Consider the following 25,816-nt stretch of genomic DNA (forward strand, 5'->3'; position numbering starts at 1 on the left):
TCAGTGATAGCGATGTGGCGGCCATTCGGGAAGGCCTGCTCACGGTGTTGTCAGAGATCGAGGCGGGTAACTTTCCGTTTCGCACCGCGCTGGAAGACATCCACATGAACGTCGAGGCGCGCCTGAAAGAGCTGATCGGTGAACCGGCAGGCCGTCTGCACACCGCCCGGTCGCGCAACGATCAGGTCGCGACCGATTTTCGGCTTTGGGTGCGCGATCAGTGCGATGCAGCAGTATCGGGCTTGGGCGCGCTGATCCGCGCGATGCTGGCGCAGGCCGAAGCGGGGGCCGATTGGGTGATGCCGGGCTTTACCCATCTGCAAACCGCGCAACCGGTGACCTGGGGCCACCACATGATGGCCTATGTCGAAATGCTGGGCCGCGACATGAGCCGTTTTGCCGATGCGCGGGCGCGGATGAACGAATGTCCGCTGGGGGCCGCGGCGCTGGCCGGAACCTCGTTTCCGATCGACCGCCACGCCACAGCGACCGATCTGGGCTTTGACCGGCCCATGGCCAACAGCCTTGATGCGGTGTCCGACCGTGATTTCGCGCTCGAATTCCTTTCGGCCGCAGCGATCTGCGCCACCCACCTTAGCCGTCTGGCCGAAGAGCTGGTGATCTGGTCCTCGGCGCAGTTTCGGTTTGTGGCGCTGTCGGACAAATGGTCTACCGGTTCGTCGATCATGCCGCAAAAGCGCAACCCCGATGCGGCGGAACTGATCCGCGCCAAGATTGGCCGGATTCTGGGGGCGACAGTGGCGCTGTTCACGGTGATGAAGGGTCTTCCGCTGGCCTATTCCAAGGACATGCAGGAAGACAAGGAACAGGTCTTTGACGCGGCCGATACGCTGATGCTGGCCTTGGCGGCGATGGAAGGCATGATGAAAGACCTGACCGTGCGGCGCGAAAACCTCGAATCTGCCGCCGCGTCGGGCTTTTCCACCGCCACCGATCTGGCAGACTGGCTGGTCCGCGAGGCGGGGCTGCCCTTTCGCGATGCGCATCACGTCACCGGCACGCTGGTCGCCATGGCCGAGGCGCAGGGCGTTGATTTGCCAGACCTCAGCCTTGCGCAGATGCAATCGGTCAACCCGGCCATCACATCGGGAGTTTTTGCGGTGCTGGGGGTTCACAACTCGGTCGCATCGCGGCAATCTTACGGTGGAACCGCGCCCGATCAGGTGCGTATGCAAATTGCCCGCTGGAAGGACTGTCTGGCATGAGATCCGCGTTTTTTGCCCTGCTGGCGCTGGCCGCCTGTTCTGACCCGTCGCTTCATGCCGGGGTCAGCCTCGATTCCGGCGGGGTCAGCGTTTACCCGGCGGTTTCGGGCCGCGTTGGCGGCGCCAATATCACGGTGTCGCCATGAGGGCGCTTATGTTGCTGGCGGTTCTGGCGGTGGCGGGCTGCGGCGTTGACGGCCCGCCAAAGCCGCCCCAGGCCGGCGCCGCCCCCGGTATCAGCCTGTCGGGCCAGGCGCGCGTCGGCATTACCAGCGGCGGCTGACCCTCACATTTCGGAGCCATGATGTCGCCCCTGCGCCTGATCTACCTTGCCCTTGCGCTGCTAGGTGCTGTGCTGCCGATGCGCCATTATCTGGCGTATCTGACGGCGCATGGCTGGTCACTGGCGGCGGTCAGCGATGCGTGGTTCGTCACGGTGGCGACCACGGGCCTGACCTGGGATCTGGGCTTGGTTGCCGCCGCGCTGACGGTCTGGATCATTGCCGAAACCCGTGTGCGGCGGAACTGGTTGGCGCTGGTCGCCCTTCCCGCCACCTTTCTCATCGGCGCCAGCTTCGGCTTGCCGCTTTACCTTTTTCTTAGAACCCGCAAGGTGGCCTGATGGATCATTTTACTTACAAAAACGGCGTGCTGCATGCCGAAGACGTTGCAATACCGGAAATTGCCGCCGCAGTCGGCACGCCGTTCTACGTCTATTCAACCGCCACGCTGACCCGGCATTACCAGCTTTTTCAGCAGGCGCTGGCCGGGATGCCGCATCTGATCTGCTTTGCCGTCAAATCAAACGGCAACCTTGCGGTGCTGAAAACACTGGCAGATCTGGGCGCGGGCATGGATGTGGTCTCGGGCGGCGAATATCTGCGCGCCAAGGCTGCCGGGGTGCCGGGGGAGCGGATCGTGTTTTCCGGCGTCGGCAAAACGCGGGCGGAACTGCGGCTGGCGCTTGAAGGTGGTATCCGCCAATTCAACGTCGAATCCGAACCCGAGCTGCGTGCCCTTAGCCAGATTGCCACTGAAATGGGCCTGCGCGCGCCCATCGCGCTGCGCGTCAACCCGGATGTCGACGCCAAGACCCACGAAAAAATCGCCACCGGAAAATCGGAAAACAAATTCGGCATCCCCATCGCCATGGCCCGCGCTGTTTACGCCGAGGCCGCCTTGCTGCCCGGGATCCAGATTGTCGGCGTTGATGTGCATATAGGCAGCCAGTTGACGGACCTTGCCCCGTTTGAACAGGCGTTCACCAAACTGGCCGACCTGACCCGCGAATTGCGCGCCGATGGCCACACCATCACCCGGCTTGATCTGGGCGGCGGGCTTGGCATTCCATACGAACGTTCCAACACGGCCCCGCCCCTTCCGATTGAATATGGCGAGGTTATCCGCCGCACCGTCGGCGATCTGGGCTGCGAGATCGAGATCGAGCCGGGCCGCCTCATCTCCGGCAACGCCGGGTTGTTGATTGCCTCGGTGATCTACCTCAAAGAGGGCGAGGGCCGCGATTTTCTGATCCTCGATGCGGCGATGAATGACCTTGTGCGCCCGTCGATGTATGGCGCCTACCATGACATCGTGCCGGTGCTGGAACCCGCGCCGGGGGTCGATCAGGCCCCGGTCGATGTGGTCGGCCCGGTTTGCGAAACCGGTGATACCTTCGCCAAGGCCCGGTCGCTGCCGCCCTTGTTCGAGGGCGATCTGGTCGCCTTCCGTTCCGCCGGGGCTTACGGCGCGGTGATGGCGTCCGAATATAACGCCCGGCCGCTGGTGCCCGAGGTGCTGGTTCATGCGGATCACTTCGCCGTCATCCGGGCAAGGCCAAGCTTTGACGAAATGCTTGCGCGCGATACCATCCCCGAATGGCTGACGGGGCAATAATGCCGCCGCCCGCCAAAAGGCCGGACCGCAACTGATGAATGACAGGCCCCAGACCCCTGCCGCCGCGCTGCGGCGCATAGGCCCCGCGTTGGCGCTGACGCGGGCGGGGATGCTGGTTGAGCGGGCGTTGCGGGCGTTCTGGCCGTTTGGCTCTTTTCTGGCGGTGCTGGTCGCGGCCTTTGCCTTTGGGGTGCAGGATGCGCTGCCGCTGGTGTGGGTGCAGGCTGGGGCGGCGCTGGGGCTCTTGGTGTCGGTGGGGCTGTTGCTGTGGGGCGCGCGGCGTTTTCACTGGCCAAAACGGGCAGAGGCGCTGGCGCGGCTGGATGCCACCTTGCCCGGCCGCCCGATTGCGGCCCTGCACGACACTATGGCACTGGGTGGCCAGGATGCGGGCGCCCGCGCGCTTTGGGCCGTGCATCTGACCCGCATGGCCGCGCGCCTGACCGGTGCGCGCGCGGTGCCGCCCCGCCCTGACCTTGCCCCGCGCGACCCGTTCGCGTTGCGCCTGACCGCGCTCACCGCCCTAGCCGTGGCGCTGATTTTCGGCGCGCCTGCCCGTCTGGCCGAAGTGGCCGACCTGCCCGGTGCCATCGGCCCCGCCGAGGCCGCAATCGGCCCCACATGGGAAGGCTGGGCCGAACCGCCGCGCTATACCGGCAAGCCGGGGCTCTACCTCAACGCGCTTGATGCAGGCGCGCTGGATCTGCCCGAAGGCACGCGGCTCGTGTTTCGCTTTTACGGCGCGGCGGGGCAGGTGGGACTGACAGAAACCGTCACTGACCCGGCTGCGCCTGCACCGCCCGCCGCCGCCGATGGGATCACCATCCAAAAGCAGGAACTGGTGGCCCTGCGTTCGGGGCTGCTGGAGATTACCGGTCCCGGTGGTCGCCGGTTTGACCTGACCATCCTGCCCGACGCCGCCCCCTCGGTCGAACTGCTTTCCGCTGCAACGCGGCGCGCCGACGGCAAGCTGTCACAGCCGTTTCGCGCCACCGATGACTATGGCGTCACCGCTGGCCGCGCTCTGATCACGCTGGATCTGCCGCAGGTCGACCGCCGCTATGGCCTGACCACCCGCCCAGATGACCGCGCCCCGCTGATCTATGACCTGCCGCTGCCCATATCCGGCAACCGCGCCGATTTCACCGAGGCGCTGGTCGAAGACGCGGCAAAACACCCTTGGGCCAACCTGCCGGTCAAACTGACGCTTACCGTCGAAGATGGCCGCGCCCAGACCGGCGCCACTGCCCCCCTGTCGCTTGAACTGCCGGGGCGGCGCTTTTTCGATCCGATGGCCGCCGCCCTGATCGAGGCGCGGCGTGATCTGTTGTGGTCGCTTGATAACGGGTCGCGCACCTCGCAGATCCTCAAGGCGATCAGCAATCGCCCCGCAGGCTATTCCGACGGCCAAAAGGTCTATCTTTTGCTTCGCGCCGCGATCCGCCGCCTCGATACCGCATTGACCCCCGGCCCGCTGGACGCCGCCACCCGCGATGATCTGGCCGAGGCGCTTTGGGCCATGGCCGAGATGCTGGAAGATGGCGGGCTGGCCGATGCGCTGGCCGCCATGCAGCAGGCGCAAGAACGCCTGTCCGAGGCGATCCGCAACGGCGCGTCGCCCGATGAAATCGCCAAGCTGATGGACGAACTGAAACGCGCCACTGACGAATATCTGCGCCAGTTGGCCGAACAATCATCTAAAGAAGAGGGCCCGCAATTTGGCCAGCAACAGCCCGGCCAGAATATTACCGGTGCTCAGATTCAACAGATGATGGACGAGATTCAGCGCCTGATGGAAGAAGGCCGCATGGCCGAGGCGCAAGAATTGCTCGATCAACTGGCGCGGATGATGGAAAACATGAAGGTCACCCAAGGGCAGGGCGGCGAGGGCGATATCCCCGGCGGCAAGGCGATGCGCGATCTGGGCGAAACGCTACGCAACCAGCAAGAGCTGTCGGATGACGCTTTCCGCGAATTGCAAGACAGCTTTGAGCGTGGCCAGCAGGGTCAAAGTCAGCCGCAACCCGGCCAGCCGGGCCAGGGTCAAGGCCAGTCGAACGACGATCAGGGTCAGGGGCAGCCCAACGGCGAGGCGCAAGATCAAGGCACCCCCGGCGATGGCCGCAGCCTTGCCCAACGTCAGCGCGACCTGCGCACGGAACTGGGCCGCCAGCACGGCCTGTTGCCGCGCACCGGCAATGAGGCGGGCGAGGATGCGCGCCGCGCGCTTGATCAGGCCGGCCGCGCCATGGACGAGGCCGAACAGGCCCTGCGCGAGGGCGATAACGGCACCGCGATCGACCGTCAGGCGGATGCGATTCAGGCGCTGCGCGAAGGGATGCGCGCCTTGGGCGAGGCATTGGCCGATCAGCAGGGCGGCGGCCAGCAGGGCGATCAGGGCGAACGCTATGGCGCGGCCGAGGGTCAGACCGGGCGCGAACTGCCGCGCGACCCGCTGGGCCGGGCATTGGGCAACGGCGGGCAGGTGGGCACCGATGAAAGCCTGTTGCAAGGGCAGGATGTCTACCGCCGCGCGCGCGACCTACTGGATGAAATCCGCCGCCGTTCAGGTGAAAGACTGCGCCCGGAACTGGAGCTGGACTATCTGCGCCGCCTGCTGGATCAGTTCTAAGGTATTGATCTGAAATCAGTTTTCTGGCGTTCGCTGCATCGCTTCTGTCATCTCACGCATCTTGTCATCCAGCCAGATCCGGCCGTGATCCACCTGCGCGACATAGGCCGTCAGCGCCGGTTCTGCCGCCGGTAGCGCCGTCGATATGCGCGGCGCCAGCAGGTAAACGCCAAAGCCGAACACGGCGATCAACACCGCCAGCAGGAATCCAGTCTGAAACCCCGCCCGCCGCCGCGCCAGCGTTTCCGGCGCATCGCGCGACGCAGGCTCTGCCCCGCGGTCAGAGGTGGCGACCAAGGTTGAATTGATCACCTCGATATCGGGCAAAAGCTGGCGACGCTGGGGTGTTGGATCGGGTTCCGGTTCGGTGTTGGGATCCTCGGGCAGGCACACCTTAGGGTTGATCTGGCTTGGCCTGATGGCGACAGGTGCCGGTGCGCGCTCCAACCCCAGCTCTGGCTGGGTTTCCAGTGTGCTGCCCTCGGCCTTGCGGGCGCGGGTCTCAATCTCGGCCTCTTCGCGCAAGACTGCCAAAAGGCTGTCGTCAAGGGTGCGGCGCTGCTGTTCCTTGCCAGCCCGTGCGGCGGCGATGGTCGCAGCGGTGATCGGGTCATTGCGCCCCGCATCGGCCGCCTTCGGGCTGATGAAATCACCGCTGAAATCATCGCCATCGCTGTCTTTGTCGTCGCCATCGGGGGCTGCGTCGGATGGGGGGGCCGGTATCGAAGCCGGCTCTGGCGCGGTGTCCACCGGCTGCTGATCGTCATCCGCCGGTGCCCTGTCCGGCGCAGCGTCCGCCCCCTGCTGAAACCAGCTTTGCCCACAGTTGGAACATTGAACGTCCCGCCCACCAACGGGTATGACGTTTTCGTCAACTTCGTAAATCGCGTTGCAATTCGGGCATGTGAGCCGCATGTCGTCGCTACCTCGGGCCGTTGTTCACTGCCATTCTGGCAATTCCATTTTGCATGTTGTAGCAAGCGCGGGGCCGTTGTCCAAGCGTTTGCGGCAAGCGGGTGAAAACGCCGCCGCATTTTGTCCGGTAAACCTAAAAGGAGCATCGCAGTGATCGAGCTGCAAAACGTCGCGATAGGCTATGGCGGCACCGAACTTCTGTCAGACATGACGCTGAAACTGGTGCCCGGATCGTTCCACTTTCTGACCGGGCCATCGGGCGCGGGCAAGACGACGTTGCTAAAACTGTGCTATGCTGAACTGATGCCCTCGGCGGGGTATCTGCATCTGTTCGGGCAGGATGTGCGCGCGATGGGCCGCGATGATATTGCCAATCTGCGCCGTAGGGTTGGCGTGGTGCATCAAGATTGCCAGTTTCTTGACCATCTTTCGGTGTCGGAAAACGTGGCACTGCCGCTGACCGCGACCGGGCGCCCGGTTGACACGCATGAGCTGGGCGAACTTTTGGGCTGGGTCGGGCTGAAAGGCCACGCCAACGCCCGCCCGGCGCAGCTTTCGGGGGGTGAGAGGCAGCGCGCCGCACTGGCCCGCGCGGTGATGATGTCACCCGAGGTTCTTTTGGCCGATGAACCCACCGGCAACCTTGATTGGGAAATGTCGCTGCGGCTGCTGACGCTGCTGGTCGAATTGAACAAAATGGGCAAAACCGTGCTGATCGCCACGCATGATCTGAACCTGATCCGCGCCGCCAAGGCGCAGGTTTCGGCGCGGGTGCTGCGGATCGCCAACCGGCGGCTGCAACTGGCGGGGGCAGACCTATGATGACGCGCCTTGCATGGCTGTTCACCGCCGATAGCCGCGGCCCCGGCCGGGTGGTGCCGCCCACCGGCTTTACCGCGCGGCTGACGCTGCTGACCGCCGCCGCGATGGCGTTTCTGGCGGTGTTTGCGCTGGCGCTGTCGCTGGCCGCCGGGCGCCTGGCCGACCGCTGGTCCGAGGCGCTGGCGCGTTCCGCGACGATCCGCATTTCCGCGCCCTTCGATCAGATCGCGGCCCAGACCCGCGCCGTGCTGGATGTGCTGGCCACCACGCCCGGCCTTGCCACCTACCGCGCGCTTGAAGCCGATGAGATGCGCAAGCTGCTGGATCCGTGGTTCGGCCCCGACCTTCCGGTTGACAGCCTGCCCTTGCCGCAACTGGTCGAACTGACCGAAACCGCAGACGGGATCGACGCCGAGGGCCTGCGCCTGCGCCTTTCCGCCGAGGCGCCGGGAGCGGTGCTGGATGATCACACCCGCTGGCGCCGCCCGCTGGTGGCGGCGGCAGGGCGGTTGCGGCTGCTGGGGCTGTTGTCGCTAGGGCTGATCGGGGCGGCAACGGCGGGGATGATCACGCTGGCCGCGCAGGCTGCGCTGGCCGCGAACGGGCAGGTGATCCGGGTGCTTCGGCTGGTGGGTGCGCGCGATCTGTTCATCGCGCGGGCCTTTGTGCGCCGCTTCACGCTGCGCGGGTTTGCCGGGGCGACGCTTGGCACGGCGCTGGGGATGATTGCGGTGGCGCTGTTGCCCGGCGCGGATGAGGCCGGCGGCTTTCTGACCGGTCTTGGCTTTCAGGGCGCAGGTTGGGTCTGGCCGTTGCTGATCCCGCCGCTGGCCGCGCTGGTCGCCTTTGCCGCCACCCGCGCCGCCGCACTTCGTATCCTGAGGGGGATCAGATGAAACACGCGCTGCAATATATCCGCTCTTACCTGTTTATCGGTCAGATGTATCTGGCGCTGGCGCTGATTGCGACGCTGGGCCTGCCCGTGGCCTTTTTGGGCGGGCGGCGTGGCACGCTGGCGGTCATGCATTTCTTTTGCAACTGGGTGTGCTGGTCGGCGGGCTGGATCATCGGCCTGAAAACCGAGGTCCGGGGCACCCCGCCCGATGACAACGTTCTGGTCGCCGCCAAACATCAATCGTTCCTGGATATCATCATGATCTTTGCCGCCGTCCCTCGCGGCAAATACATCATGAAGAAAGAGCTGAAATGGACCCCGTTCCTTGGCTGGTATGCCTGGCTTTCGGGCTGCATCCCGGTTGACCGCGCCAAACGTGCCGCCGCGATCAAACCGATGCTCAGGGCGGTGCGCAAGAACAAGGCGAAAGGCGGTCAGCTGATCATCTTTTCGCAAGGCACCCGGGTAGCACCGGGGGTAAAGCAACCCTACAAGATCGGCACCGCGATGCTTTATAACGAACTGGCGCAAGACTGCGTGCCGGTTGCCACCAATGTCGGCGCGTTCTGGCCGCGCCGCTCGATGCTGCGCAAACCCGGGCTGGCGGTGATCGAGTTTCTGCCGCGTATCCCCGCGGGCTTGCCCAACAAGGAATTCATGGCCCGGCTGGAGCGTGACATTGAAACCGCGTCAGACCGCCTGCTGGTCGAAGCCGGCTTTGATTTCACAACGGCCGGCACTGACGACTGATCGCCAGACCCTGGGGCGGGCTGGTCAGGCAGCCAGCCCCTTCGCCCCCATATCAAGGTATTTGCGGCGGCGGTCCTTGATGATCTCGGCGGGTTTCTTGCCGGCGAACTCGGCCAGCATCAGCGCAATCTCTGACCCGACCGAGGCAATCGCCGCCGCCTTGTCGCGTTGCGCGCCGCCGGACGGCTCCTTGATGATCCGGTCGATCACACCCAGCTTTTTCAGGTCTTGCGCGGTCAGTTTCAGCGCCTCGGCGGCTTCGCGCATCTTTTCGGCATCCTTCCACAGGATCGAGGCACAGCCCTCGGGCGAAATCACCGAATATACCGAATGTTCCAGCATCGCCACGCGGTCGGCCGTGGCAAAGGCCACTGCGCCGCCTGATCCGCCCTCGCCAATCACCACCGAAATCAGCGGCACGCCGATCTCAAGGCATTTCTGCGTTGACCGGGCAATCGCCTCGGCCTGGCCACGTTCTTCTGCGCCTTTGCCGGGGTAGGCGCCGGGCGTGTCGATCAGCGTGACCACCGGCAGGCCGAACCGGTCCGCCAGATCCATCAGCCGGATCGCCTTGCGGTAGCCTTCCGGGCGGGCCATGCCAAAATTTCGCTCCAGCCGGGTCTTGGTATCGCTGCCCTTTTCATGGCCGATTACCACCACCGGCATATCATCCAGCCGCGCCAGACCGCCCATGACGGCATGATCATCGGCAAAGTTCCGGTCGCCCGCCAATGGCGTATATTCGGAAAACAGCGCCTCGATATAATCCTTGCAATGCGGCCTTTCGGGGTGGCGTGCGACCTGACATTTGCGCCAGGGGCTGAGGTCTTTGTATAGATCGCGCAGCAGATCTGCGGCTTTCTTATCCAGCGCGGCGGCTTCCTTTTCCACCTTCATCTCGGCGTTGTTGCGGGCCAGCGCGCGCAACTCTTCCGCCTTGCCTTCGATTTCGGCCAGTGGCTTTTCAAACTCGAGATAGGTGGTCATGTCGCCCTCCGTAGCGGAACCCCGACTATATGCAGCCCTTGCGGGGCAATTGCAACTCGGCGGGTTTGTGCGGCGCGATTATGCACGCACCCCCGGCCCGGCCAAACAAACATGACGGTGGCGCGCCCGATCGGGTGTAGAATGGGCCATCATCTGACACAATCGGGGCGCGCCGCACCCCGGATGCCAAATCGGAGGTTGCTTGCATGTTTACCGTAGAAATCCGCCAGGAACCGTTTCGCCGCCTTGCGGCTGTTGCCCATTCAGGCCCCTACCCAAAAATCAGCCATGCTTTCGAGCGGCTGGGCACGATCCTTCAATCGCGTGATCTATATGGAAAGGTGGGAAATTTGTTTGGCGTCTATCATGATGATCCCACCGCTACCGCCCCCGTGGATTTGCGCAGCCATGCCGGTGTGATGGTGCCCGATGACATCACCATCACACCACCGCTTGAACTGATTACCCTGCCGGCGGGCCGCCATGCGGTGTTGACCTACAAGGGCCCCTATTCGGGCCTGCCTGCCGCCTATGACTACCTTCATGGCACCTGGTTGGCGGGTGCGGGGGCCATGCCTGCCGATTCTGCGGTGTTTGAGATTTACCTCAATAATCCGATGACAACCGCCCCCGGTGATCTGTTGACCGAAATCTGCCTGCCGCTGCGTTAGACGGGTGCGGCGTTGCTGCCCTTGGCAGCTTTGCGCGTGCAGAACGCCAACGCAGCAGTTTTTACGCGGGTGCCGCGCGCCGGAAAAGACGGCGCCCCGGCCGTTGCGGACCGGGGCGCTACCTTACCCCTCATGCAGTGATGCCTCCCCGCATCTCCGCTCCGGGATGATCTGGAATCGATCAGCCGTTGATCAATTCCGCGTTCCTTACGATGCCTTCTGCCTGTTTGATTGACGCTATGTCAACCAGTCTTCCTTTATAAACCGTCGCCCCTTCTCCGCGCGCCTTGGCATCGGCCATTGCTGCGAGGATTTCGCGCGCCTCGGCAACCGCAGCGTCAGAAGGGGTAAAGACTGCATTGGCAAGCGTGACTTGCTTGGGGTGAATCGCCCATTTTCCGACCATGCCCAGCGTCGCTGACCGTAGCGCCTGCGCCCTGAATCCCTCGTCATCCGAGAAATCACCGAACGGGCCGTCGACCGGCAAAATCCCATGCGTGCGGCAGGCAGCGACAATCGCGGTCTGCGCCCAATGCCACGGGTCGGACCAGTATTTCTGCCCCTCACGCAGCATATAGTAGTTTTCCTGCGTTCCGCCGATACCCGTAGTAGCCATCCCCATCGAGGCCGCAAAGTCCGCCGCCCCCAGACTCATCGCTTGCAGACGCGGTGACGACGCGGCGATTTCCTCCACATGGGACAGGCCGGCGGCGGTCTCGATAATCACCTCAAAGCTGATCCGCTTCTTGCGGCCTTTGGCGGCCTCAACGGCCGTTACCAGGGCGTCCACCGCGTAAACATCGGCGGCGCAGCCTACCTTTGGGATCATGATCTGGTCGATCCGGTCTGAACCCTGTTCCAGCAGATCAACCACATCGCGGTACCAAAACGGCGTATCAAGACCATTGATGCGAATGCTGAGGTATTTGTTGCCCCAGTCAACGTCATGGCTGGCCTGAATGATATTGGCGCGCGCCTGCGGCTTGTCGTCGGGGGAAACCGAATCTTCCAGATCAAGGTTGATCACATCTGCCGCCCCTGCCGCCATTTTCTCAAAAATGGCCGAGCGTGAACCCGGGCCGAACAACTGGCAACGATTCGGGCGTGCCGGGGCAGCAGGCTGAACACGGAAGCTCATGGCAGGACCTTTCGCAAGGATGTTACGATTATTGCTTTGCAGGGGATAGATTATTGCGCACCCCTTTTCAAGGGGCCTTTCGCACTTGCAGCATGAAAGTAAAGGCCATGGCGCGGCAAGCCGGTGGACGCGTCGGGGCTGATCTGACAGGTTGGCGCAGACGGCCAGGGGGTGTCTGGGCCAGATCAAGGGGCTTTGCGATGATTTCGGTAACGGCGGATGTGTTTCGGCTGGCAGAGGTATTCACCATCTCGCGCGGGTCGCGCACTGAGGCGCGGGTTCTGACGGTCCGGGTGCGGCGGGGCGCGCATGAAGGCCGGGGCGAATGTGTGCCCTATGCGCGCTACGGTGAAACGATCGAAGGGGTGCAGGCGCAGATCGAAGGCCTGCCCGCGGGGATTACCCGCACGGTCCTGCAAGGGGCCCTGCCGCCGGGTGCGGCGCGCAACGCGGTTGATTGCGCGCTGTGGGATCTGGAGGCGAAGCGGGCGGGTCGCCGCGCCTGGGCGCTGGCCGGATTGCCCGCGCCCGAACCGCTGATCACCGCCTACACGCTGTCGCTGGGTACGCCCGCCGCGATGCGCGCCGCCGCCGCGCGCCACAGCCATCGCCCGGTTCTGAAGATCAAACTGGGCACCCCCGATGATATGCCCCGGCTTGAGGCCGTGCGCGCCGGTGCGCCCCGCGCCAGGATCATCGTCGATGCGAATGAAGGCTGGGACGCCGAAATCTACGAGGATCTGGCCCCGCATCTGGTGCGGTTGGGTGTTGCGTTGGTCGAACAGCCCCTGCCCGCAGGCGCCGATGAGATGCTGTCCGAGATTGCGCGCCCCTTGCCGGTCTGTGCCGACGAATCGTGCCACGACCGGGCCAGCCTTGCGGGGCTGGCGGGCAAATATGACATGGTGAACATCAAACTTGACAAGGCGGGTGGCCTGACCGAGGCGTTGGCGCTGCGTGATATGGCCCATGCGCAGGGCTATGGGATCATGGTTGGGTGCATGGTCGGCTCCAGCCTCGCGATGGCGCCGGCGGTGCTGGTCGGGCAGGGGGCGGCCATGGTGGATCTTGACGGGCCGCTGTTACTGGCAGAAGACCGCGAAAACCCGCTTCATTACGACGCGGGAAAGGTTTACCCGCCCGATGCGGCCTTGTGGGGATGAAATTGCAATGACCCGGACTGTCTATGTGAATGGCGACTACCTGCCCGAAACCGAAGCCAAGGTGTCTATTTTTGACCGCGGCTTTCTGATGGCTGACGGGGTTTACGAGGTGACCTCGGTTCTGGATGGCAAGTTGCTGGATTTTGCCGGTCACGCCAAACGGCTCGGGCGCAGCTTGGCAGAACTGGATATGGCCAACCCGATCAACACTGATGATCTGTTGGCCGTTCACCGTGAACTGGTGGCGCGCAACAACATCGTGGATGGGCTGATCTATCTGCAAATCACCCGTGGCAACCCCGGCGACCGTGATTTTGCCTTTCCCGACCCGGCGCAGACGCCCAGCACGATCGTGCTGTTCACCCAAAGCAAACCGGGTCTGGCCGATAACCCGATGGCGAAAACCGGGATGAGGGTGATCAGCATTGACGATATCCGCTGGGGTCGGCGCGACATCAAGACGGTGCAGCTTTTGTACCCGTCGATGGGCAAGATGATGGCCAAAAAGGCCGGGGTGGATGACGCGTGGCTGGTCGAGGATGGTTTCGTGACCGAAGGCACCTCGAACAACGCCTATATCGTGACCGGCGGCAAGATCATTACCCGGCAGCTTTCCAGCGACATTCTGCACGGGATCACCCGCAACGCCGTGCTGCGTTTTGCCGCCGAGGCCCAGATGGAGGTGATCGAGCGCCCGTTCACCGTTGAAGAGGCCAAAGCCGCAGATGAGGCGTTCGTCACCTCGGCCTCGGCCTTTGTGATGCCGGTAGTCGAGCTTGACGGCGTGGCCTTGGGCAGTGGCAAACCCGGCCCGGTCGCAACGCGGTTGCGCGAAATCTATCTGGAGGAAAGCCGCAAGGCGGCAATCTGACCGGTTGGCAGGCGGGGCAGGGCAGTCAACCGCCCCCCTGTCAAAGCCCGCTGGCGGCCAGAACACCGCCGAGGATCGGCGCGATCCGGTCCGCCCAGGCGATCTGCCCATCTTCCTGCGCGATCAGATCGTTGCGCACCTCAATCAGCACGTTCGGGCGGCCCGGGGCCAACGCGTGGCGGTCAATCGCGTCGCCGTCCAGATGGCCTGCGTAGGGCTCGTTCTCGCCCACGCACAGCCCGTCGGCCTTTAGCGCGGCCACCAGCGGCAGCGCCAACCGCTCATCCCGGTGCGAATAGAGCACCCCCACCGCCCAGGGCCGGGGGCAGCGCCCGCGCAGGCAGGGCGTGAACGAATGAACCGCGCAGATCACCCTGTCGGGCCGCCGCCCTGCCAGATCGGCGTAGGCGGCATGGTAGGGCCGATAAAGCCGGGCCAGCCGCTGTTCAACCTCGGCGGGGCCGACGTGGCGATTGGCGGGGATGATCGTGCCGTCGTATAGCTTCATCACCAGCGTCGGGTCATCTTCGCCCCGGTTCGGATCAATCACCAATCGCGAGAAATTCGACAGGATCGCGGGCGCCTCCAGCCGTGCCGCCAGCCGCCGCGCCAACCCGGCGGCGCCCACATCATAGGCGATATGGCGGGCCATATCCTCGGGGGTAATGCCAAGGCTGCCGCCGCCCACCCAGTCGGGCACCGTGTTCGTAGCGTGATCGCAGGTGATCAGCCAGCGGCCGGGGCGGTCTGCGCCAATGATTTCAAAAGGGGGATGCGCCATGGAACTTTCACTTTTGCCTTTTTTGCGAATTTACGGCAGTAGCGGCGGCTGTGCCAGTTGCCATGTGCACGAAACTGCGCCATAAATTTCACCAACCCGCAGCATAAATCAAACCAAACGGATCGGAGAACGAGGCCCCATGAGACGCCTTCGTAACGTCAAGATCGTGGCTACATTGGGCCCGGCATCCAGCGACTATGAAACGATCCGCGCGCTGTTTGAGGCCGGGGCAGATGTGTTTCGCCTGAACATGAGCCATGGCAACCATGACACGCACCGCGCCAACCACGGCATCATCCGCCGGATCGAGGCTGAAACCGGGCGCCCGATTGCCATTCTGGCCGACCTTCAGGGGCCCAAACTGCGGGTCGGCGTCTTTGCCTATGGTGAGGCTGATCTGTCCGACGGCGCCGCCTTCCGCTTTGACCTTGACCCGGCCGAGGGGGGCGAGGACCGCGTCTGTCTACCCCACCCCGAGATTTTCGCGGCGTTGGAGCCGGGGTCTTCGCTTCTGGTCAATGACGGCAAGATCCGCATGACGGTGAATGATTGCGGCCCGGATTTCGCCAATTGCACGGTCACGACCGGTGGCACTATCTCTAACCGCAAGGGGGTGAACGTGCCCGATGTGGTGCTGCCCTTGGCCGCGCTATCCGATAAGGACCGCGCCGATCTGGAATTCGCCTGCGAAATGGGCGTGGACTGGCTGGCGTTATCCTTCGTGCAGCGCCCCGAAGATGTGATCGAGGCGCGTGATCTGGCTCGCGGCCGCGCCGCGATCCTGTCGAAAATCGAAAAGCCCGCAGCGGTGCGGGCCTATGCCGAAATTCTCGAAGTGTCGGATGGGATCATGGTGGCGCGTGGCGATCTGGGGGTTGAATTGCCGGTCCATTCGGTGCCGCCGATCCAGAAACGTCTTGTGCGCGGGGCGCGTGCAGCGGCCAAGCCGGTGATCGTGGCCACGCAGATGCTTGAATCGATGATCGAAAGCCCGATGCCGACCCGTGCCGAAGTGTCGGACGTGGCAACCGCAATCTATGAGGGCGCCGATGCGGTGATGCTGTCAGCCGAAAGCGCCGCCGGGCGCTACCCGGTTGAGGCGGTGACAACCATGGATTCGGTCGCCCAATCGGTCGAAAGCGACCCCACCTACCGCGAAGTGATCGAGGCGAGCCGCCGCGCCAACCGCCAGACCGTCGCTGATGCGATCGTGTCCGCCGCGCGCGAAATCGCTGAAACCACCAATATTTCCGCCATCTGCTGTTACAGCCAATCGGGCAAGACGATCAGCCTTGTGGCGCGCGAACGGCCCCGCGTGCCGATCATCGCGCTGTCGCCGCTGCCTGAAACGCTGCGTCGGCAAAGCCTGACCTGGGGCGTGCATGCGGTGCTGTGCGAAGATGTCTCGCGCTTCAAGATGGCCGTGGTCAATGCCGCTCGCGCTGCGCGCGAGTTTGGCTTTGCCGAGAAAACCGACCTGATCGTGGTGACCGCCGGGGTGCCGTTCAATGTTCCGGGTACAACCAACATCCTGCGCGTAGCCCCTTGTGATGAAAGGTTGATTTTCCGCTCAGAGCCAGAGTAACCTTTCCACACTGTAACCGTCGGGAGGACGGCGTGGATAGTGATGTTGTATTGGTGCTGGGCATTATCATCGGGGCGCTTTCCATCCCCGCAGTGATTTCGGCGTTTTCCGATAGCCGCCCGCCGCGCGCGGCTATCATCGCGGTTGTGGTCAGCGGCGGGTTGATCCTTGGCGCTATCGTTACCAAGCCCGGCGGCTATTCCGCCGGCCAGATCCCCGAGGTGTTTACCCGCGTCATCGCAGGGATATTTCGCTAAGGGGCCGAAATCTGGCTGCACCCACTTGCCAAGCTTTGCGCACCCGGCTATCAGGCGCGCTCTATAAACCGCACGGCCGGCCAAAGTGGCATGCCGAGTCGTGCGACTACACACTCGCAAGAGGAGATGAAAATGCCCAAGATGAAGACCAAATCGGCCGCCAAAAAGCGGTTCACGTTTACCGCGACAGGCAAGGTCAAGGCCGGCCACGCGGGTAAGCGCCACGGCATGATCAAACGCACCACCAAGTTCATCCGCGATGCAAGCGGCACGATGATCCTGGCGGCTTGCGATGCCAAGATCGTCAAAAAATACATGCCCTACGATCGTTGAGGAGTTTGATCCATGTCTCGCGTTAAATCGGGTAAAGTTACCCACGCTCGCCACCGCAAGGTAATCAAAGCTGCCGCAGGCTACTACAGCTCTCGGTCGCGCAACTTCCGCACCGCCACGCAGGCCGTCGATAAGGCGCAGCAATACGCCACGCGCGACCGCAAGGCCCGCAAGCGCAGCTTCCGCGCGCTGTGGATTCAGCGGATCAACGCCGCGGTGCGCGCGTTTGATGCTGAAATGACCTATTCGCGCTTCATCAACGGTCTGGGCCTTGCCGGGATCGAGGTGGACCGCAAGGTTCTGGCCGATCTGGCCGTCCACGAACCTGACGCCTTTGGCGCGATCGTCGAACAGGCGAAGGCCGCCGCGGCTGCGTAATCCCTGACAAGGGACGACATCAGAACCCCGCGCTGGCTTTGGCCCGGCGCGGGGTTTTTCTTTTGCGCGGCTTGCAATCCGGGCCGGGGCTGGCTAGCAAAAGGCCGGAAATTCAGGAGTAGGTCATGGCAGATCTGGACGCGCTGAAGGGCAAATATCTGGCGGGTATCGCTGACGCTACCGATGAGGCGGCGCTAGAGGGGATCCGGCTGGCCGCCTTGGGCAAGAAGGGCGAAATTTCGCTGAAAATGCGTGAGCTTGGCCAGATGAGCCCCGAACAGCGCCAGACCACCGGCGCCGCGCTGAACCGCCTGAAAGACGAAATTGACGCCGCATTGCGCGCCCGCAAGGCCGGGCTGGCCGATGCCGCGCTGGATGCGCGTCTGCGCAACGAATGGCTGGATGTGACACTACCCGCCCGCCCGCGCCGGGTGGGCACGATCCACCCCGTATCGCAGGTTACCGAAGAGGTCACCGCGATTTTCGCTGATATGGGCTTTGCCGTGGCCGAAGGCCCGCAGGTTGAATCCGACTGGTATAATTTCGACGCGCTCAACATCGCGCCCGAACACCCTGCGCGGCAGGAACATGACACGTTCTTCATGGCCCGCGATCCGGGCGACCTGCGCCCGCCGCATGTGCTGCGCACTCACACCAGCCCCGTGCAGATCCGCGCGATGCAGACGCAGGGCGCCCCGATCCGGGTGATTGCGCCGGGCCGCGTTTACCGCATGGACATGGACCAGACCCACGCGCCGATGTTCCATCAGGTCGAGGGCATGGCGATTGGCCGGGACATTTCCATGGCCAACCTGAAATGGGTGCTGGAAGAATTCTGCCGCGCCTATTTTGAGGTTCCCAACGTCGAATTACGCTTCCGCGCCAGCCATTTTCCCTTCACCGAACCCTCGGCCGAGGTCGATATTCGCTGCTCATGGGAGGGCGGCCAGCTGAAGATAGGCGAGGGCGACAGCTGGATGGAGATCCTCGGATCTGGCATGATGCACCCCAAGGTGCTGGCCGCCGGCGGCATCGACCCCGACCAGTATCAGGGCTTTGCCTTTGGCATGGGCATCGACCGGATCGCCATGCTGAAATACGGCATCCCCGATCTGCGGGCGTTCTTCGAGTCTGACCTGCGCTGGCTGAAACACTACGGATTCGCCGCGCTCGACATACCGACGGTGCCGGGGGGGTTGAGCCGGTAATGTCGAGCCAACCAACTTGGGTGTCAGGTGCAGGTGCGAATGCCATCTTTGACGAGCTTCTCCCAATCGGGACCAAGCTCGCTTCGAGCGTCAATACCGTTTTTGAAACCCTGCTCACCTGGGTTAAACATCACGACGCCCAAGTCGGAGTCATTACTACCGAAGATGACCGTCTGCTGACCACCGTAATATGTCGTCGCGCTTCCCGTCGCTGTGTTGCCATAAACAGAGGCGTTCGCGTAGGTGTTCGAGTAGGTCGGCCCCGTGCGGATTGCCTGAACATTATTGGCGCTGTTAGCTCCAACAATAATATACCGTTGATATCCGCGCCGGACCGTCTCAACGGCGGCCATCTTGGAGGCGACTTTGGCCGCGCCCGATCGGCCGCAGGCTGGCGCGGCACTTGTAGAAATAATGACTTGATTCTTGGAGACCGGCGTAACCGACGTGGCGGCGCAACCCGTCAGAGCCAATACAATGGATGCAGTGAACACAATGCTTTTCATGACAGGGGACACTCCCTTGGTGAAGCTGTGCCTTCACGGTACCGTGAGCTATGGCTATGTGAAAGTGGAAAGATCACACAATGAAATTCACCCTCTCCTGGCTGAAAGATCATCTCGAAACCGAGGCCACCCTCGATCAAATCACCTATGCCCTCACCGACCTTGGTCTTGAGGTCGAAGAGGTGGTGAACCCGGCGGCAAGGCTTGCGGCCTTTACCCTCGCGCGGGTCAAATCGGCGGTGCAGCACCCCGATGCGGACAAGCTGCGCGTCTGCGTGGTGGAAACCGATGAGGGCGACAAGCAGATCGTTTGCGGCGCGCCCAATGCGCGCGAAGGCATCACCGTGGTGCTGTGCAAGCCGGGCGATTATGTGCCGGGCATTGATGTCACGCTGGGCATCGGCAAAATTCGCGGCGTCGAAAGCCATGGCATGATGGCCTCGGAACGCGAACTTGAGCTGAGCGACGAACATAACGGCATCATCGAGCTGGAGTCCGGTCACGTCGGGCAGAAGTTCACCGATTGGCTGGCCGATCACCGCCCCGAGGTTGTGGACCCGATGATCCACATCAAGATCACCCCGAACCGCCCCGATGCGCTGGGGGTTCGCGGTATCGCGCGCGATCTGGCGGCGCGGGGCCTCGGGCGGCTGAAGCCCATGGAAATTGTGCCGGTGCCGGGTGGTTTTGCCTGCCCGATTTCGGTGACTATCGACCCTGCGTTAAAGGAAAAGGGTTGCCCGCTGTTTGCCGGGCGGCTGATCCGCGGCGTCAAGAACGGCCCCAGCCCCGACTGGCTGCAACAGCGGCTGCGCGCCATCGGGCTGCGGCCGATTTCAGCGCTGGTTGACCTGACAAACCTGTTCACCGTCGATCTGAACCGCCCGCTGCATGTGTTTGATGCCGCCAAGGTCAGCGGCGGCCTGCGTATTCACCCCGCATCCGAGGGCGACAGCCTGCTGGCGCTGGACGGTAAAACCTATCCGCTTCGTGAAGGCCAGATGATCATTTCCGACGATCATGGCCCCGAATCCCTTGCCGGGATCATGGGCGGCGAAGCGTCAGGCTGCACCGAGACAACGACCGATGTGTTTCTCGAATCCGCCTATTGGGACCCGATCACCATTGCCGCCACGGGGCGCGCGCTGAAAATCAACTCGGATGCGCGCTACCGGTTCGAACGCGGCGTGGACCCGGAATTCACCCTGCCGGGGTTGGAACTGGCGACGCAGATGGTGCTGGAACTGTGCGGCGGCGAGGCGTCTGACGTGGTGCAGGACGGTGCCGTTCCCGACACGTCGCGCGCCTATAAGCTGAATCCCGCACGGGTGATCAGCCTTGTCGGCATGGACATCCCCGAGGCTGAACAGCGCGCCACGTTGACCGCCCTTGGCTTTACCCTGAACGGCGATATGGCCACCCCGCCCAGCTGGCGCCCCGACGTTCTGGGCGAGGCCGATCTGGTCGAAGAGGTCGCCCGCGTCGCCAGCCTGAGCAAGCTGGTGGGCCGTCCGCTTGCACGCGAAACCACCGGCGTGCCCGGCCCGATCCTGACCCCGATCCAGATGCGCGAAAAGGCGGCGCGCCGCACGATCGCGGGCTTGGGGTACAACGAATGTGTGACCTACAGCTTCATCGACAGCGCCAGCGCCGGGCTGTTCGGGGGTGGCGCCGAAATCACCCGGATCGAAAACCCGATCAGCAGTGAAATGACCCATATGCGCCCCGATCTTTTGCCCGGTCTGTTGCAGGCCGCCGCCCGCAATCAGGCCCGCGGCTTTGCCGATCTTGCACTGTTTGAGGTTGGGCCCGCCTTCCACGGCGGCGAACCGGGCGAACAGCATCTTCAGGCGACCGGCCTTTTGGTGGGGGCCACCGCCCCACGCGATGCGTTTGCCAGCCGCCGCCCCGTTGATATCTACGACGCCAAGGCCGACGCCGAGGCGGTGCTGGCGGCGATTGGCGCCCCGGCCAAGGTGCAGATCAACCGCAAGGTTGCGGACTGGTGGCACCCCGGCCGTTCCGGCGTGATGGCGCTGGGGCCAAAGGCGATCTGCTCCTTTGGCGAGGTCCACCCCCGCGTGCTGCGCGACATGGGCGTGAAGGGCCCGGCGGTTGCCTTTACAGTGTTCGTCGAAAATGTCCCCTTTCCAAAGGTGAAAACGCCTACGCGTCCGGCGCTGGTGCTATCGGATCTGCAGGCGGTGGACCGGGACTTTGCCTTCGTCGTGGATGCCGGGGTCGAGGCCCTGACGCTGGTCAACGCCGCCACAGGCGCCGACAAGGTGCTGATCGAAAGCGTGCGCGTGTTTGATCAGTTCGGCGGCGACAAGGCCGAGGCGCAGATGGGGGCGGGGAAAAAGTCGCTCGCGCTGACGGTGCGGCTGCAACCCCGCGACAAGACCCTGACCGAATCCGAGATCGAGGCGGTATCGGCCAAGATCATCGACAAGGTCAAAAGGGCGACCGGCGGCACCCTGCGCACCTGATCAGGGCCGGAACACGACGTCACGATGGACAGGCGGTCATGAAAGCATAAGCTTTCCCGTGTGGGGGAGGCAGCTTTGATTTTCGATTATGTCATCGTCGGCGGTGGTTCGGCAGGCGCGGTTCTGGCCGCGCGCTTGTCTGAAAATCCGCATGCCAGCGTCTGCCTGATCGAGGCGGGGGGCGGTGGCAACGGCATCCTTGTGCGGGCACCGGCACTGGTGGGGGCGATGGTGTCGGGGCGGCCCAAGCTGAACAACTGGGCGCTGCATACCGCGCCACAGCCGGGGTTGAACGGTCGGCGCGGGTTCCAGCCGCGGGGGCGGGCGCTGGGCGGTTCTTCGGCAATCAACGCGATGCTCTATGTGCGTGGTCGGCCTGCCGATTACGATGAATGGGCCAATCTGGGCGCAACGGGCTGGGACTGGGCCGCATGCCTGCCCTATTTTCTGCGCGCCGAGGGCAATGCGCGCGGGAACAGTGCCTTGCACAACGCGGATGGCCCCCTGCAGGTCTGTGACCAGCAATCCCCCCGCCAGATCAGCCGCGCGTTCTTTGATGCCTGCGAAAGCCTGCAAATACCTCGCAACGATGATTTCAACGGCCGGGCACAGGAAGGCGCGGGGTTGTATCAGGTCACCCAATACCACCACGGCAGAAGACGAGGCGAACGGTGCTCGACTGCTGCCGCCTATCTTTTCCCCGCTATGATGCGGTCTAACCTAACGGTGCTGACCCGCACCCTGACCGAAAGGATTGTGCTAGTTGAAGGCCGTGCAACAGGTGTCCAAGCCCGCCGCGGGCGGATCCGCTTTCAGGTTGAGGCGCGTCGCGAAGTGATCTTGTCAGCGGGGGTGTTCGGGTCGCCTCAACTTTTGATGTTGTCGGGGATCGGCCCCGAGGCGGAACTGTCAGCACAGGGCATCACGATGCGTCACCATCTGCCCGGCGTGGGGGCAAACCTGCAAGATCATCTGGACTACACCATCAGCCACCACTCCCGACTGGCCGATGTTGTCGGACTGAACCCTGCTGGATTGGCGCGGCTGGCGCGCGCGGCGTGGAAATGGCGAAAGTCCGGCACGGGGTTATTTGCCTCGCCCATGGCCGAGGCCGGAGCCTTTTTGCGTAGCAATCCAAATGAGGCACAGCCTGATTTGCAAATTCATTTCGTGATTGGAATCGTTGACCAGCATATGCGCAACTTTCATATGGCCAATGGCTACTCAGCCCATATCTGTCTGCTCTATCCCGAAAGCCGTGGCCATGTCGGCCTTACCAGCGCCAATCCCGCAGATCCGCCCCATATTGACCCAAACTACCTATCTGACCCGCGGGACATGACCAGAATGATCGCCGCCGGCCAACTGCTGGCGCAAATCCTCAACGCTCCAGCGCTTGCTCCATGGCGTGGCACGCGGCTTTACCCGCATGATGGGTCAGACGCTGCCTTTGCAACCGATATTCGCAACCGGGCCGACACGATTTATCACCCCGTCGGCACATGTCGCATGGGTCAGGGTGACATGGCGGTAGTGGCCCCCGACTTGCAATTGCACGGTATCAGCGGACTGCGCGTTGTCGATGCTTCGGTCATGCCACGGCTTATCGGCGGCAATACCAACGCGCCCACGATCATGATTGCCGAACGTGCGGCGGAAATGATTCGGGGTTGATCCGGCTTTTCTTTGGTCGAAATACTCCCGCCGGAGGCTCCATCAACAAAGGTTGGAGCCTCCGGCGGGAGTATTTCGACCAAAGAAAATTCAATCCCGTGGCGGTTGGGTCAATCCGCGTTGCACGGCGGGCCGGGCAAGAAAGCGGTCAAGATAACCCGGTACGTTTTTCAAAGTATCCCAGCCCGTAATGTCACCCGCCTGATAGAAATCGTGCAAGGTGCGTAGCCACGGGGCAATTGCGATATCCGCAATGGAATAGCTGCCTGCGACCCAGTCGCGCCCGGCCAAGGCGCCGTCGAGCACTTTCAGAAGGCGTTCAGCCTCGGCGCGATAGCGTTCCTTGGGGCGGGGGTCGTCAATCTCTTTGCCGGCGAAAGCGTGGAAATACCCCAATTGGCCGAACATTGGCCCGATGCCGCCCATCTGGAACATCAGCCATTGCAACACTTCAAAGCGGTTTGTGTTGGGTAAAAGCTGCCCTGTCTTTTCGGCCAGGTAAATCAGGATGGCGCCGCTTTCGAACAGGGGCAGAGGCTGTCCGCCGGGTCCATTCGGGTCGATGATCGCCGGGATCTTGTTGTTGGGGTTCAGCGACAGGAATTCCGGGCTCATCTGGTCATTGGTGGTGAAATCGACCAGATGCGCGTCATAGGGCAAGCCCATTTCTTCAAGCGCGATCGACGCCTTGACCCCGTTTGGCGTGGTCATGGAATAAAGCTGGATCGCGCCTGGCGTGCGGGGTGGCCAACGGCGGGTGATCGGGAAGGCGGAAAGATCGGTCATCGGTATCTCCTTGGGTCAGGGGGTAAGAGCGCAGATATTTCCCCTTTGCGAAAGGCTGTGCTGTGGTCAAATATATGTTAACTTTCGGATATTCGCGCCCGGACAAGGCGGCAAGTGTGGGGATATGGAATGATCAAAGAGTTCAGAGATTTCATCGCCAAAGGCAATGTCATGGACATGGCCGTTGGCATCATCATCGGGGCGGCATTTACGGCTATTGTCACATCGCTTGTGGGCGATCTTATCAACCCGATCATCGGACTGGTTACCGGGGGGATGGATTTCTCCAACCTGTTCATCAACCTTGGCGAGGGTGATTACACTTCGTTGGTCGCGGCAAAGGATGCGGGCGCGCCAGTGTTTGCGTATGGTGCGTTCTTTACCGCCGTGATCAATTTCCTGATCATCGCTTTCGTGGTCTTTTTGCTGGTGAAGATGGTAAACCGCATCAAGGATGCCGCCATCAAAGAGGGCGAGCCGGTTCCCGCTGCGCCCTCAGGCCCGACCGAGATTGAGGTGCTGTTGGAAATTCGTGATGCGCTGAAGAAATAGGCCCATAGCGCAGGACCGGGACCCGGTCGCAGGACCGGGCCTTTTCGTTCAGACGGTCAGTGCATCGTCGGCGGTGATATGGGGCAGGCCAAGGGCCTCACCGACGGCGGCATAGGTCAGCTGGCCGGCGTGGACATTCAACCCCGCCTTCAGGTGAGGATCATCAGTACAGGCCTGTTTCCAGCCCTTGTCCGCCAGCGCCAGAATGAAGGGCAGCGTCGCATGGCCAAGCGCCATGGTCGCGGTACGGGCCACGGCGCCGGGCATGTTGGCAACGCAGTAATGGATGATCCCGTCCACCTCGTAGATGGGGTCCTGATGGGTGGTGGCGTGGCTGGTTTCAATGCAGCCGCCCTGATCAATGGCCACATCGACGATGACGGCGCCTGGCCGCATCCGGACCAGATCGCCCCGCTTTACCAGTTTGGGTGCCGAAGCCCCCGGCACCAGCACCGCGCCGATCACCATATCTGCCCGCGTGACAAGATCTGCCGTGACCGCCTGATTGGCGTATTGCGTGGTCAGCGTTCCGTGAAACAGGTCATCGAGAAAACTCAGCCGCGCGATAGAGCGGTCCAGCACCGTCACCCGCGCGCCCATGCCCACCGCAACGCGTGCAGCCGCCGTGCCCACCACACCACCGCCGATGATAACCACATCCGCCGGCGGCACACCCGGCACGCCGCCCAACAAGATGCCGCGCCCGCCGTTGGCCTTTTGCAGCGCCCACGCCCCGACTTGCGGTGCCAGTCGCCCCGCCACCTCGGACATCGGCGCCAGCAGCGGCAAACCTCCGGCACGGTCCGTCACGGTTTCATAGGCGATACAGGTTGCCCCCGAGGCCAGCAGATCCTTGGTTTGTGCGGGGTCTGGGGCAAGGTGCAGATACGCAAACATGATCTGGCCTTTACGCAGGTATTTACGCTCGGCGGGCTGGGGCTCTTTGACTTTTACGATCATGTCAGCCTGGGTGAAAACCTCATCCGGGGCGGCCACGATCCGCGCGCCGGCCGCGGTATAATCCGCGTCAGTAAACCCCGCGCCAATACCGGCGCCGGTTTCCACCAGCACCTCATGGCCGTGGGCAACCGCCTCGCGTGCGGCATCGGGGATCAATCCAACGCGAAACTCTTGCGGTTTGATTTCTTTGGGGCATCCAATTCGCATGCTGTCGCCTTCCCTGATTCTGGCCGCGTCCTGTTTTTGCGCCGATTTGACCTTATAAGAAGAAGCATGACCTATCTTGTGCGTAATTGCGTTGAAAAGTTGAGTTTGTGATGCAATGTGTTTTGGTGGCAGTT

General features: G+C 63.0%; 27 protein-coding genes. 20 read left to right on the forward strand and 7 right to left on the reverse strand.

The genetic code is table 11. The annotated features are described in order from the left end of the window. The 6 genes from argH to ACM62R_RS06895 form a co-directional block, all read left to right on the forward strand. On the forward strand, positions 1–1,226 hold a 1,226-nt coding region (argH, locus tag ACM62R_RS06870; protein ID WP_415183314.1), incomplete at its 5' end, for an argininosuccinate lyase. After that, a complete protein-coding gene (locus ACM62R_RS06875; RefSeq protein WP_415183315.1) occupies positions 1,223–1,372 on the forward strand; it encodes a hypothetical protein in 150 nt (49 codons plus the stop codon). The genes argH and ACM62R_RS06875, both read left to right, overlap by 4 nt. Then, positions 1,369–1,509 (forward strand): hypothetical protein, encoded by a 141-nt coding sequence (locus tag ACM62R_RS06880; RefSeq protein WP_415183316.1) that lies wholly within the window; start codon positions 1,369–1,371, stop codon positions 1,507–1,509. Before ACM62R_RS06875 ends, ACM62R_RS06880 begins: the two co-directional genes overlap by 4 nt. Before the next feature lie 21 nt (positions 1,510–1,530). Then, positions 1,531–1,848: a DUF2834 domain-containing protein gene (locus ACM62R_RS06885; protein ID WP_415183359.1), complete on the forward strand. Its 318-nt coding sequence runs from the start codon at positions 1,531–1,533 to the stop codon at positions 1,846–1,848. Continuing rightward, complete coding sequence (lysA, locus tag ACM62R_RS06890; RefSeq protein ID WP_415183317.1) at positions 1,848–3,122, forward strand: diaminopimelate decarboxylase; 1,275 nt, start codon at positions 1,848–1,850, stop codon at positions 3,120–3,122. Before ACM62R_RS06885 ends, lysA begins: the two co-directional genes overlap by 1 nt. A 34-nt stretch (positions 3,123–3,156) precedes the next feature. Next, positions 3,157–5,754 carry a TIGR02302 family protein gene (locus tag ACM62R_RS06895; protein WP_415183318.1) on the forward strand — a complete coding sequence of 866 codons (2,598 nt, stop codon included), beginning with the start codon at positions 3,157–3,159 and terminating at the stop codon, positions 5,752–5,754. 15 nt (positions 5,755–5,769) lie between these two features. Here the strand turns inward: ACM62R_RS06895 and ACM62R_RS06900 are convergent, their stop codons facing one another. Beyond that, positions 5,770–6,669, reverse strand: coding sequence for a zinc-ribbon domain-containing protein (locus ACM62R_RS06900; RefSeq protein ID WP_415183319.1), 900 nt, complete (start codon positions 6,667–6,669; stop codon positions 5,770–5,772). 150 nt (positions 6,670–6,819) lie between these two features. Between ACM62R_RS06900 and ACM62R_RS06905 the strand changes: the two genes are divergently transcribed. The 3 genes from ACM62R_RS06905 to ACM62R_RS06915 are packed head-to-tail and all read left to right on the forward strand — an operon-like array spanning position 6,820 to position 9,136. Then, positions 6,820–7,491, forward strand: coding sequence for a cell division ATP-binding protein FtsE (locus ACM62R_RS06905; protein ID WP_415183320.1), 672 nt, complete (start codon positions 6,820–6,822; stop codon positions 7,489–7,491). After that, the gene (locus ACM62R_RS06910) at positions 7,491–8,387 is read left to right on the forward strand and encodes a cell division protein FtsX (RefSeq protein ID WP_415183321.1); all 897 of its coding nucleotides are present in this window, start codon (positions 7,491–7,493) and stop codon (positions 8,385–8,387) included. The genes ACM62R_RS06905 and ACM62R_RS06910 overlap by 1 nt, the downstream gene beginning before the upstream one ends. Next, positions 8,384–9,136, forward strand: coding sequence for a lysophospholipid acyltransferase family protein (locus ACM62R_RS06915; protein WP_415183322.1), 753 nt, complete (start codon positions 8,384–8,386; stop codon positions 9,134–9,136). The genes ACM62R_RS06910 and ACM62R_RS06915 overlap by 4 nt, the downstream gene beginning before the upstream one ends. A 24-nt stretch (positions 9,137–9,160) precedes the next feature. Here ACM62R_RS06915 and ACM62R_RS06920 read toward each other — a convergent pair whose 3' ends face one another. Further along, positions 9,161–10,123: an acetyl-CoA carboxylase carboxyltransferase subunit alpha gene (locus ACM62R_RS06920; RefSeq protein ID WP_415183323.1), complete on the reverse strand. Its 963-nt coding sequence runs from the start codon at positions 10,121–10,123 to the stop codon at positions 9,161–9,163. Positions 10,124–10,329: 206 nt separating this feature from the next. On the opposite strand from ACM62R_RS06920, the gene ACM62R_RS06925 reads away from it, so the two are divergent. Beyond that, positions 10,330–10,794 carry an AraC family transcriptional regulator gene (locus ACM62R_RS06925; protein ID WP_415183324.1) on the forward strand — a complete coding sequence of 155 codons (465 nt, stop codon included), beginning with the start codon at positions 10,330–10,332 and terminating at the stop codon, positions 10,792–10,794. A gap of 181 nt (positions 10,795–10,975) precedes the next feature. Here the strand turns inward: ACM62R_RS06925 and ACM62R_RS06930 are convergent, their stop codons facing one another. Continuing rightward, positions 10,976–11,932 (reverse strand): L-malyl-CoA/beta-methylmalyl-CoA lyase, encoded by a 957-nt coding sequence (locus ACM62R_RS06930; protein ID WP_415183325.1) that lies wholly within the window; start codon positions 11,930–11,932, stop codon positions 10,976–10,978. Positions 11,933–12,132: 200 nt separating this feature from the next. Here ACM62R_RS06930 and dgcA point away from each other — a divergent pair, with 200 nt between their 5' ends. After that, positions 12,133–13,095, forward strand: coding sequence for an N-acetyl-D-Glu racemase DgcA (dgcA, locus tag ACM62R_RS06935; protein ID WP_415183326.1), 963 nt, complete (start codon positions 12,133–12,135; stop codon positions 13,093–13,095). A 7-nt stretch (positions 13,096–13,102) separates the two neighbouring features. After that, a complete protein-coding gene (locus ACM62R_RS06940; RefSeq protein WP_415183327.1) occupies positions 13,103–13,966 on the forward strand; it encodes a D-amino-acid transaminase in 864 nt (287 codons plus the stop codon). A 40-nt stretch (positions 13,967–14,006) separates the two neighbouring features. Here ACM62R_RS06940 and ACM62R_RS06945 read toward each other — a convergent pair whose 3' ends face one another. Then, positions 14,007–14,747, reverse strand: coding sequence for an N-formylglutamate amidohydrolase (locus tag ACM62R_RS06945; RefSeq protein ID WP_415183328.1), 741 nt, complete (start codon positions 14,745–14,747; stop codon positions 14,007–14,009). Between the two features lie 139 nt (positions 14,748–14,886). Here ACM62R_RS06945 and pyk point away from each other — a divergent pair, with 139 nt between their 5' ends. The 5 genes from pyk to pheS all read left to right on the forward strand — a co-directional run bounded on the left by pyk (position 14,887) and on the right by pheS (position 18,508). Further along, positions 14,887–16,332 carry a pyruvate kinase gene (gene pyk, locus ACM62R_RS06950; protein WP_415183329.1) on the forward strand — a complete coding sequence of 482 codons (1,446 nt, stop codon included), beginning with the start codon at positions 14,887–14,889 and terminating at the stop codon, positions 16,330–16,332. Positions 16,333–16,364: 32 nt separating this feature from the next. After that, on the forward strand, positions 16,365–16,589 hold the full coding sequence (locus tag ACM62R_RS06955; protein ID WP_415183330.1) for a hypothetical protein: 225 nt from the start codon (positions 16,365–16,367) through the stop codon (positions 16,587–16,589). A gap of 132 nt (positions 16,590–16,721) precedes the next feature. Further along, positions 16,722–16,922: a 50S ribosomal protein L35 gene (rpmI, locus tag ACM62R_RS06960; RefSeq protein WP_415183331.1), complete on the forward strand. Its 201-nt coding sequence runs from the start codon at positions 16,722–16,724 to the stop codon at positions 16,920–16,922. A 12-nt stretch (positions 16,923–16,934) separates the two neighbouring features. Continuing rightward, positions 16,935–17,300 (forward strand): 50S ribosomal protein L20, encoded by a 366-nt coding sequence (gene rplT / locus ACM62R_RS06965; RefSeq protein WP_415183332.1) that lies wholly within the window; start codon positions 16,935–16,937, stop codon positions 17,298–17,300. A 134-nt stretch (positions 17,301–17,434) separates the two neighbouring features. Continuing rightward, positions 17,435–18,508 carry a phenylalanine--tRNA ligase subunit alpha gene (gene pheS / locus ACM62R_RS06970; RefSeq protein WP_415183360.1) on the forward strand — a complete coding sequence of 358 codons (1,074 nt, stop codon included), beginning with the start codon at positions 17,435–17,437 and terminating at the stop codon, positions 18,506–18,508. A gap of 23 nt (positions 18,509–18,531) precedes the next feature. Here the strand turns inward: pheS and ACM62R_RS06975 are convergent, their stop codons facing one another. After that, the gene (locus tag ACM62R_RS06975) at positions 18,532–19,014 is read right to left on the reverse strand and encodes a hypothetical protein (RefSeq protein ID WP_415183333.1); all 483 of its coding nucleotides are present in this window, start codon (positions 19,012–19,014) and stop codon (positions 18,532–18,534) included. Between the two features lie 80 nt (positions 19,015–19,094). On the opposite strand from ACM62R_RS06975, the gene pheT reads away from it, so the two are divergent. Both pheT and ACM62R_RS06985 read left to right on the forward strand, forming a co-directional pair. After that, a complete protein-coding gene (gene pheT, locus ACM62R_RS06980) occupies positions 19,095–21,503 on the forward strand; it encodes a phenylalanine--tRNA ligase subunit beta (protein ID WP_415183334.1) in 2,409 nt (802 codons plus the stop codon). 75 nt (positions 21,504–21,578) lie between these two features. Continuing rightward, a complete protein-coding gene (locus ACM62R_RS06985; RefSeq protein WP_415183335.1) occupies positions 21,579–23,177 on the forward strand; it encodes a GMC family oxidoreductase in 1,599 nt (532 codons plus the stop codon). 90 nt (positions 23,178–23,267) lie between these two features. On the opposite strand, the gene ACM62R_RS06990 is transcribed toward ACM62R_RS06985, so the two are convergent. Then, the gene (locus ACM62R_RS06990; RefSeq protein WP_415183336.1) at positions 23,268–23,963 is read right to left on the reverse strand and encodes a glutathione S-transferase family protein; all 696 of its coding nucleotides are present in this window, start codon (positions 23,961–23,963) and stop codon (positions 23,268–23,270) included. A 129-nt stretch (positions 23,964–24,092) separates the two neighbouring features. On the opposite strand from ACM62R_RS06990, the gene mscL reads away from it, so the two are divergent. Next, entirely contained in the window at positions 24,093–24,515 is a 423-nt protein-coding gene (gene mscL / locus ACM62R_RS06995) for a large conductance mechanosensitive channel protein MscL (RefSeq protein WP_415183337.1), read from the forward strand. 48 nt (positions 24,516–24,563) lie between these two features. Here mscL and ald read toward each other — a convergent pair whose 3' ends face one another. Further along, complete coding sequence (gene ald / locus ACM62R_RS07000) at positions 24,564–25,682, reverse strand: alanine dehydrogenase (RefSeq protein ID WP_415183338.1); 1,119 nt, start codon at positions 25,680–25,682, stop codon at positions 24,564–24,566. Positions 25,683–25,816 lie beyond the last annotated feature (134 nt).

The organism is Phaeovulum sp. (genome assembly GCF_047638075.1).
In the GTDB taxonomy this organism is placed as follows: Bacteria; Pseudomonadota; Alphaproteobacteria; order Rhodobacterales; family Rhodobacteraceae; genus UBA6197.

Excerpts from the sequence above, each read along its gene's own strand:
- ACM62R_RS06940 (WP_415183327.1), top strand. The coding sequence starts at position 13,103 with ATGACCCGGACTGTCTATGTGAATGGCGACTACCTGCCCGAAACCGAA.
- ACM62R_RS06875 (WP_415183315.1), top strand. The coding sequence starts at position 1,223 with ATGAGATCCGCGTTTTTTGCCCTGCTGGCGCTGGCCGCCTGTTCTGAC.
- rpmI (WP_415183331.1), top strand. The coding sequence starts at position 16,722 with ATGCCCAAGATGAAGACCAAATCGGCCGCCAAAAAGCGGTTCACGTTT.
- rplT (WP_415183332.1), top strand. The coding sequence starts at position 16,935 with ATGTCTCGCGTTAAATCGGGTAAAGTTACCCACGCTCGCCACCGCAAG.
- mscL (WP_415183337.1), top strand. The coding sequence starts at position 24,093 with ATGATCAAAGAGTTCAGAGATTTCATCGCCAAAGGCAATGTCATGGAC.
- ACM62R_RS06910 (WP_415183321.1), top strand. The coding sequence starts at position 7,491 with ATGACGCGCCTTGCATGGCTGTTCACCGCCGATAGCCGCGGCCCCGGC.
- lysA (WP_415183317.1), top strand. The coding sequence starts at position 1,848 with ATGGATCATTTTACTTACAAAAACGGCGTGCTGCATGCCGAAGACGTT.
- ACM62R_RS06925 (WP_415183324.1), top strand. The coding sequence starts at position 10,330 with ATGTTTACCGTAGAAATCCGCCAGGAACCGTTTCGCCGCCTTGCGGCT.
- ACM62R_RS06880 (WP_415183316.1), top strand. The coding sequence starts at position 1,369 with ATGAGGGCGCTTATGTTGCTGGCGGTTCTGGCGGTGGCGGGCTGCGGC.
- ald (WP_415183338.1), bottom strand. The coding sequence starts at position 25,682 with ATGCGAATTGGATGCCCCAAAGAAATCAAACCGCAAGAGTTTCGCGTT.
- dgcA (WP_415183326.1), top strand. The coding sequence starts at position 12,133 with ATGATTTCGGTAACGGCGGATGTGTTTCGGCTGGCAGAGGTATTCACC.
- ACM62R_RS06900 (WP_415183319.1), bottom strand. The coding sequence starts at position 6,669 with ATGCGGCTCACATGCCCGAATTGCAACGCGATTTACGAAGTTGACGAA.
- pheT (WP_415183334.1), top strand. The coding sequence starts at position 19,095 with ATGAAATTCACCCTCTCCTGGCTGAAAGATCATCTCGAAACCGAGGCC.
- ACM62R_RS06945 (WP_415183328.1), bottom strand. The coding sequence starts at position 14,747 with ATGGCGCATCCCCCTTTTGAAATCATTGGCGCAGACCGCCCCGGCCGC.
- ACM62R_RS06915 (WP_415183322.1), top strand. The coding sequence starts at position 8,384 with ATGAAACACGCGCTGCAATATATCCGCTCTTACCTGTTTATCGGTCAG.
- pyk (WP_415183329.1), top strand. The coding sequence starts at position 14,887 with ATGAGACGCCTTCGTAACGTCAAGATCGTGGCTACATTGGGCCCGGCA.
- ACM62R_RS06885 (WP_415183359.1), top strand. The coding sequence starts at position 1,531 with ATGTCGCCCCTGCGCCTGATCTACCTTGCCCTTGCGCTGCTAGGTGCT.
- ACM62R_RS06930 (WP_415183325.1), bottom strand. The coding sequence starts at position 11,932 with ATGAGCTTCCGTGTTCAGCCTGCTGCCCCGGCACGCCCGAATCGTTGC.
- ACM62R_RS06990 (WP_415183336.1), bottom strand. The coding sequence starts at position 23,963 with ATGACCGATCTTTCCGCCTTCCCGATCACCCGCCGTTGGCCACCCCGC.
- ACM62R_RS06895 (WP_415183318.1), top strand. The coding sequence starts at position 3,157 with ATGAATGACAGGCCCCAGACCCCTGCCGCCGCGCTGCGGCGCATAGGC.
- ACM62R_RS06920 (WP_415183323.1), bottom strand. The coding sequence starts at position 10,123 with ATGACCACCTATCTCGAGTTTGAAAAGCCACTGGCCGAAATCGAAGGC.
- ACM62R_RS06975 (WP_415183333.1), bottom strand. The coding sequence starts at position 19,014 with ATGAAAAGCATTGTGTTCACTGCATCCATTGTATTGGCTCTGACGGGT.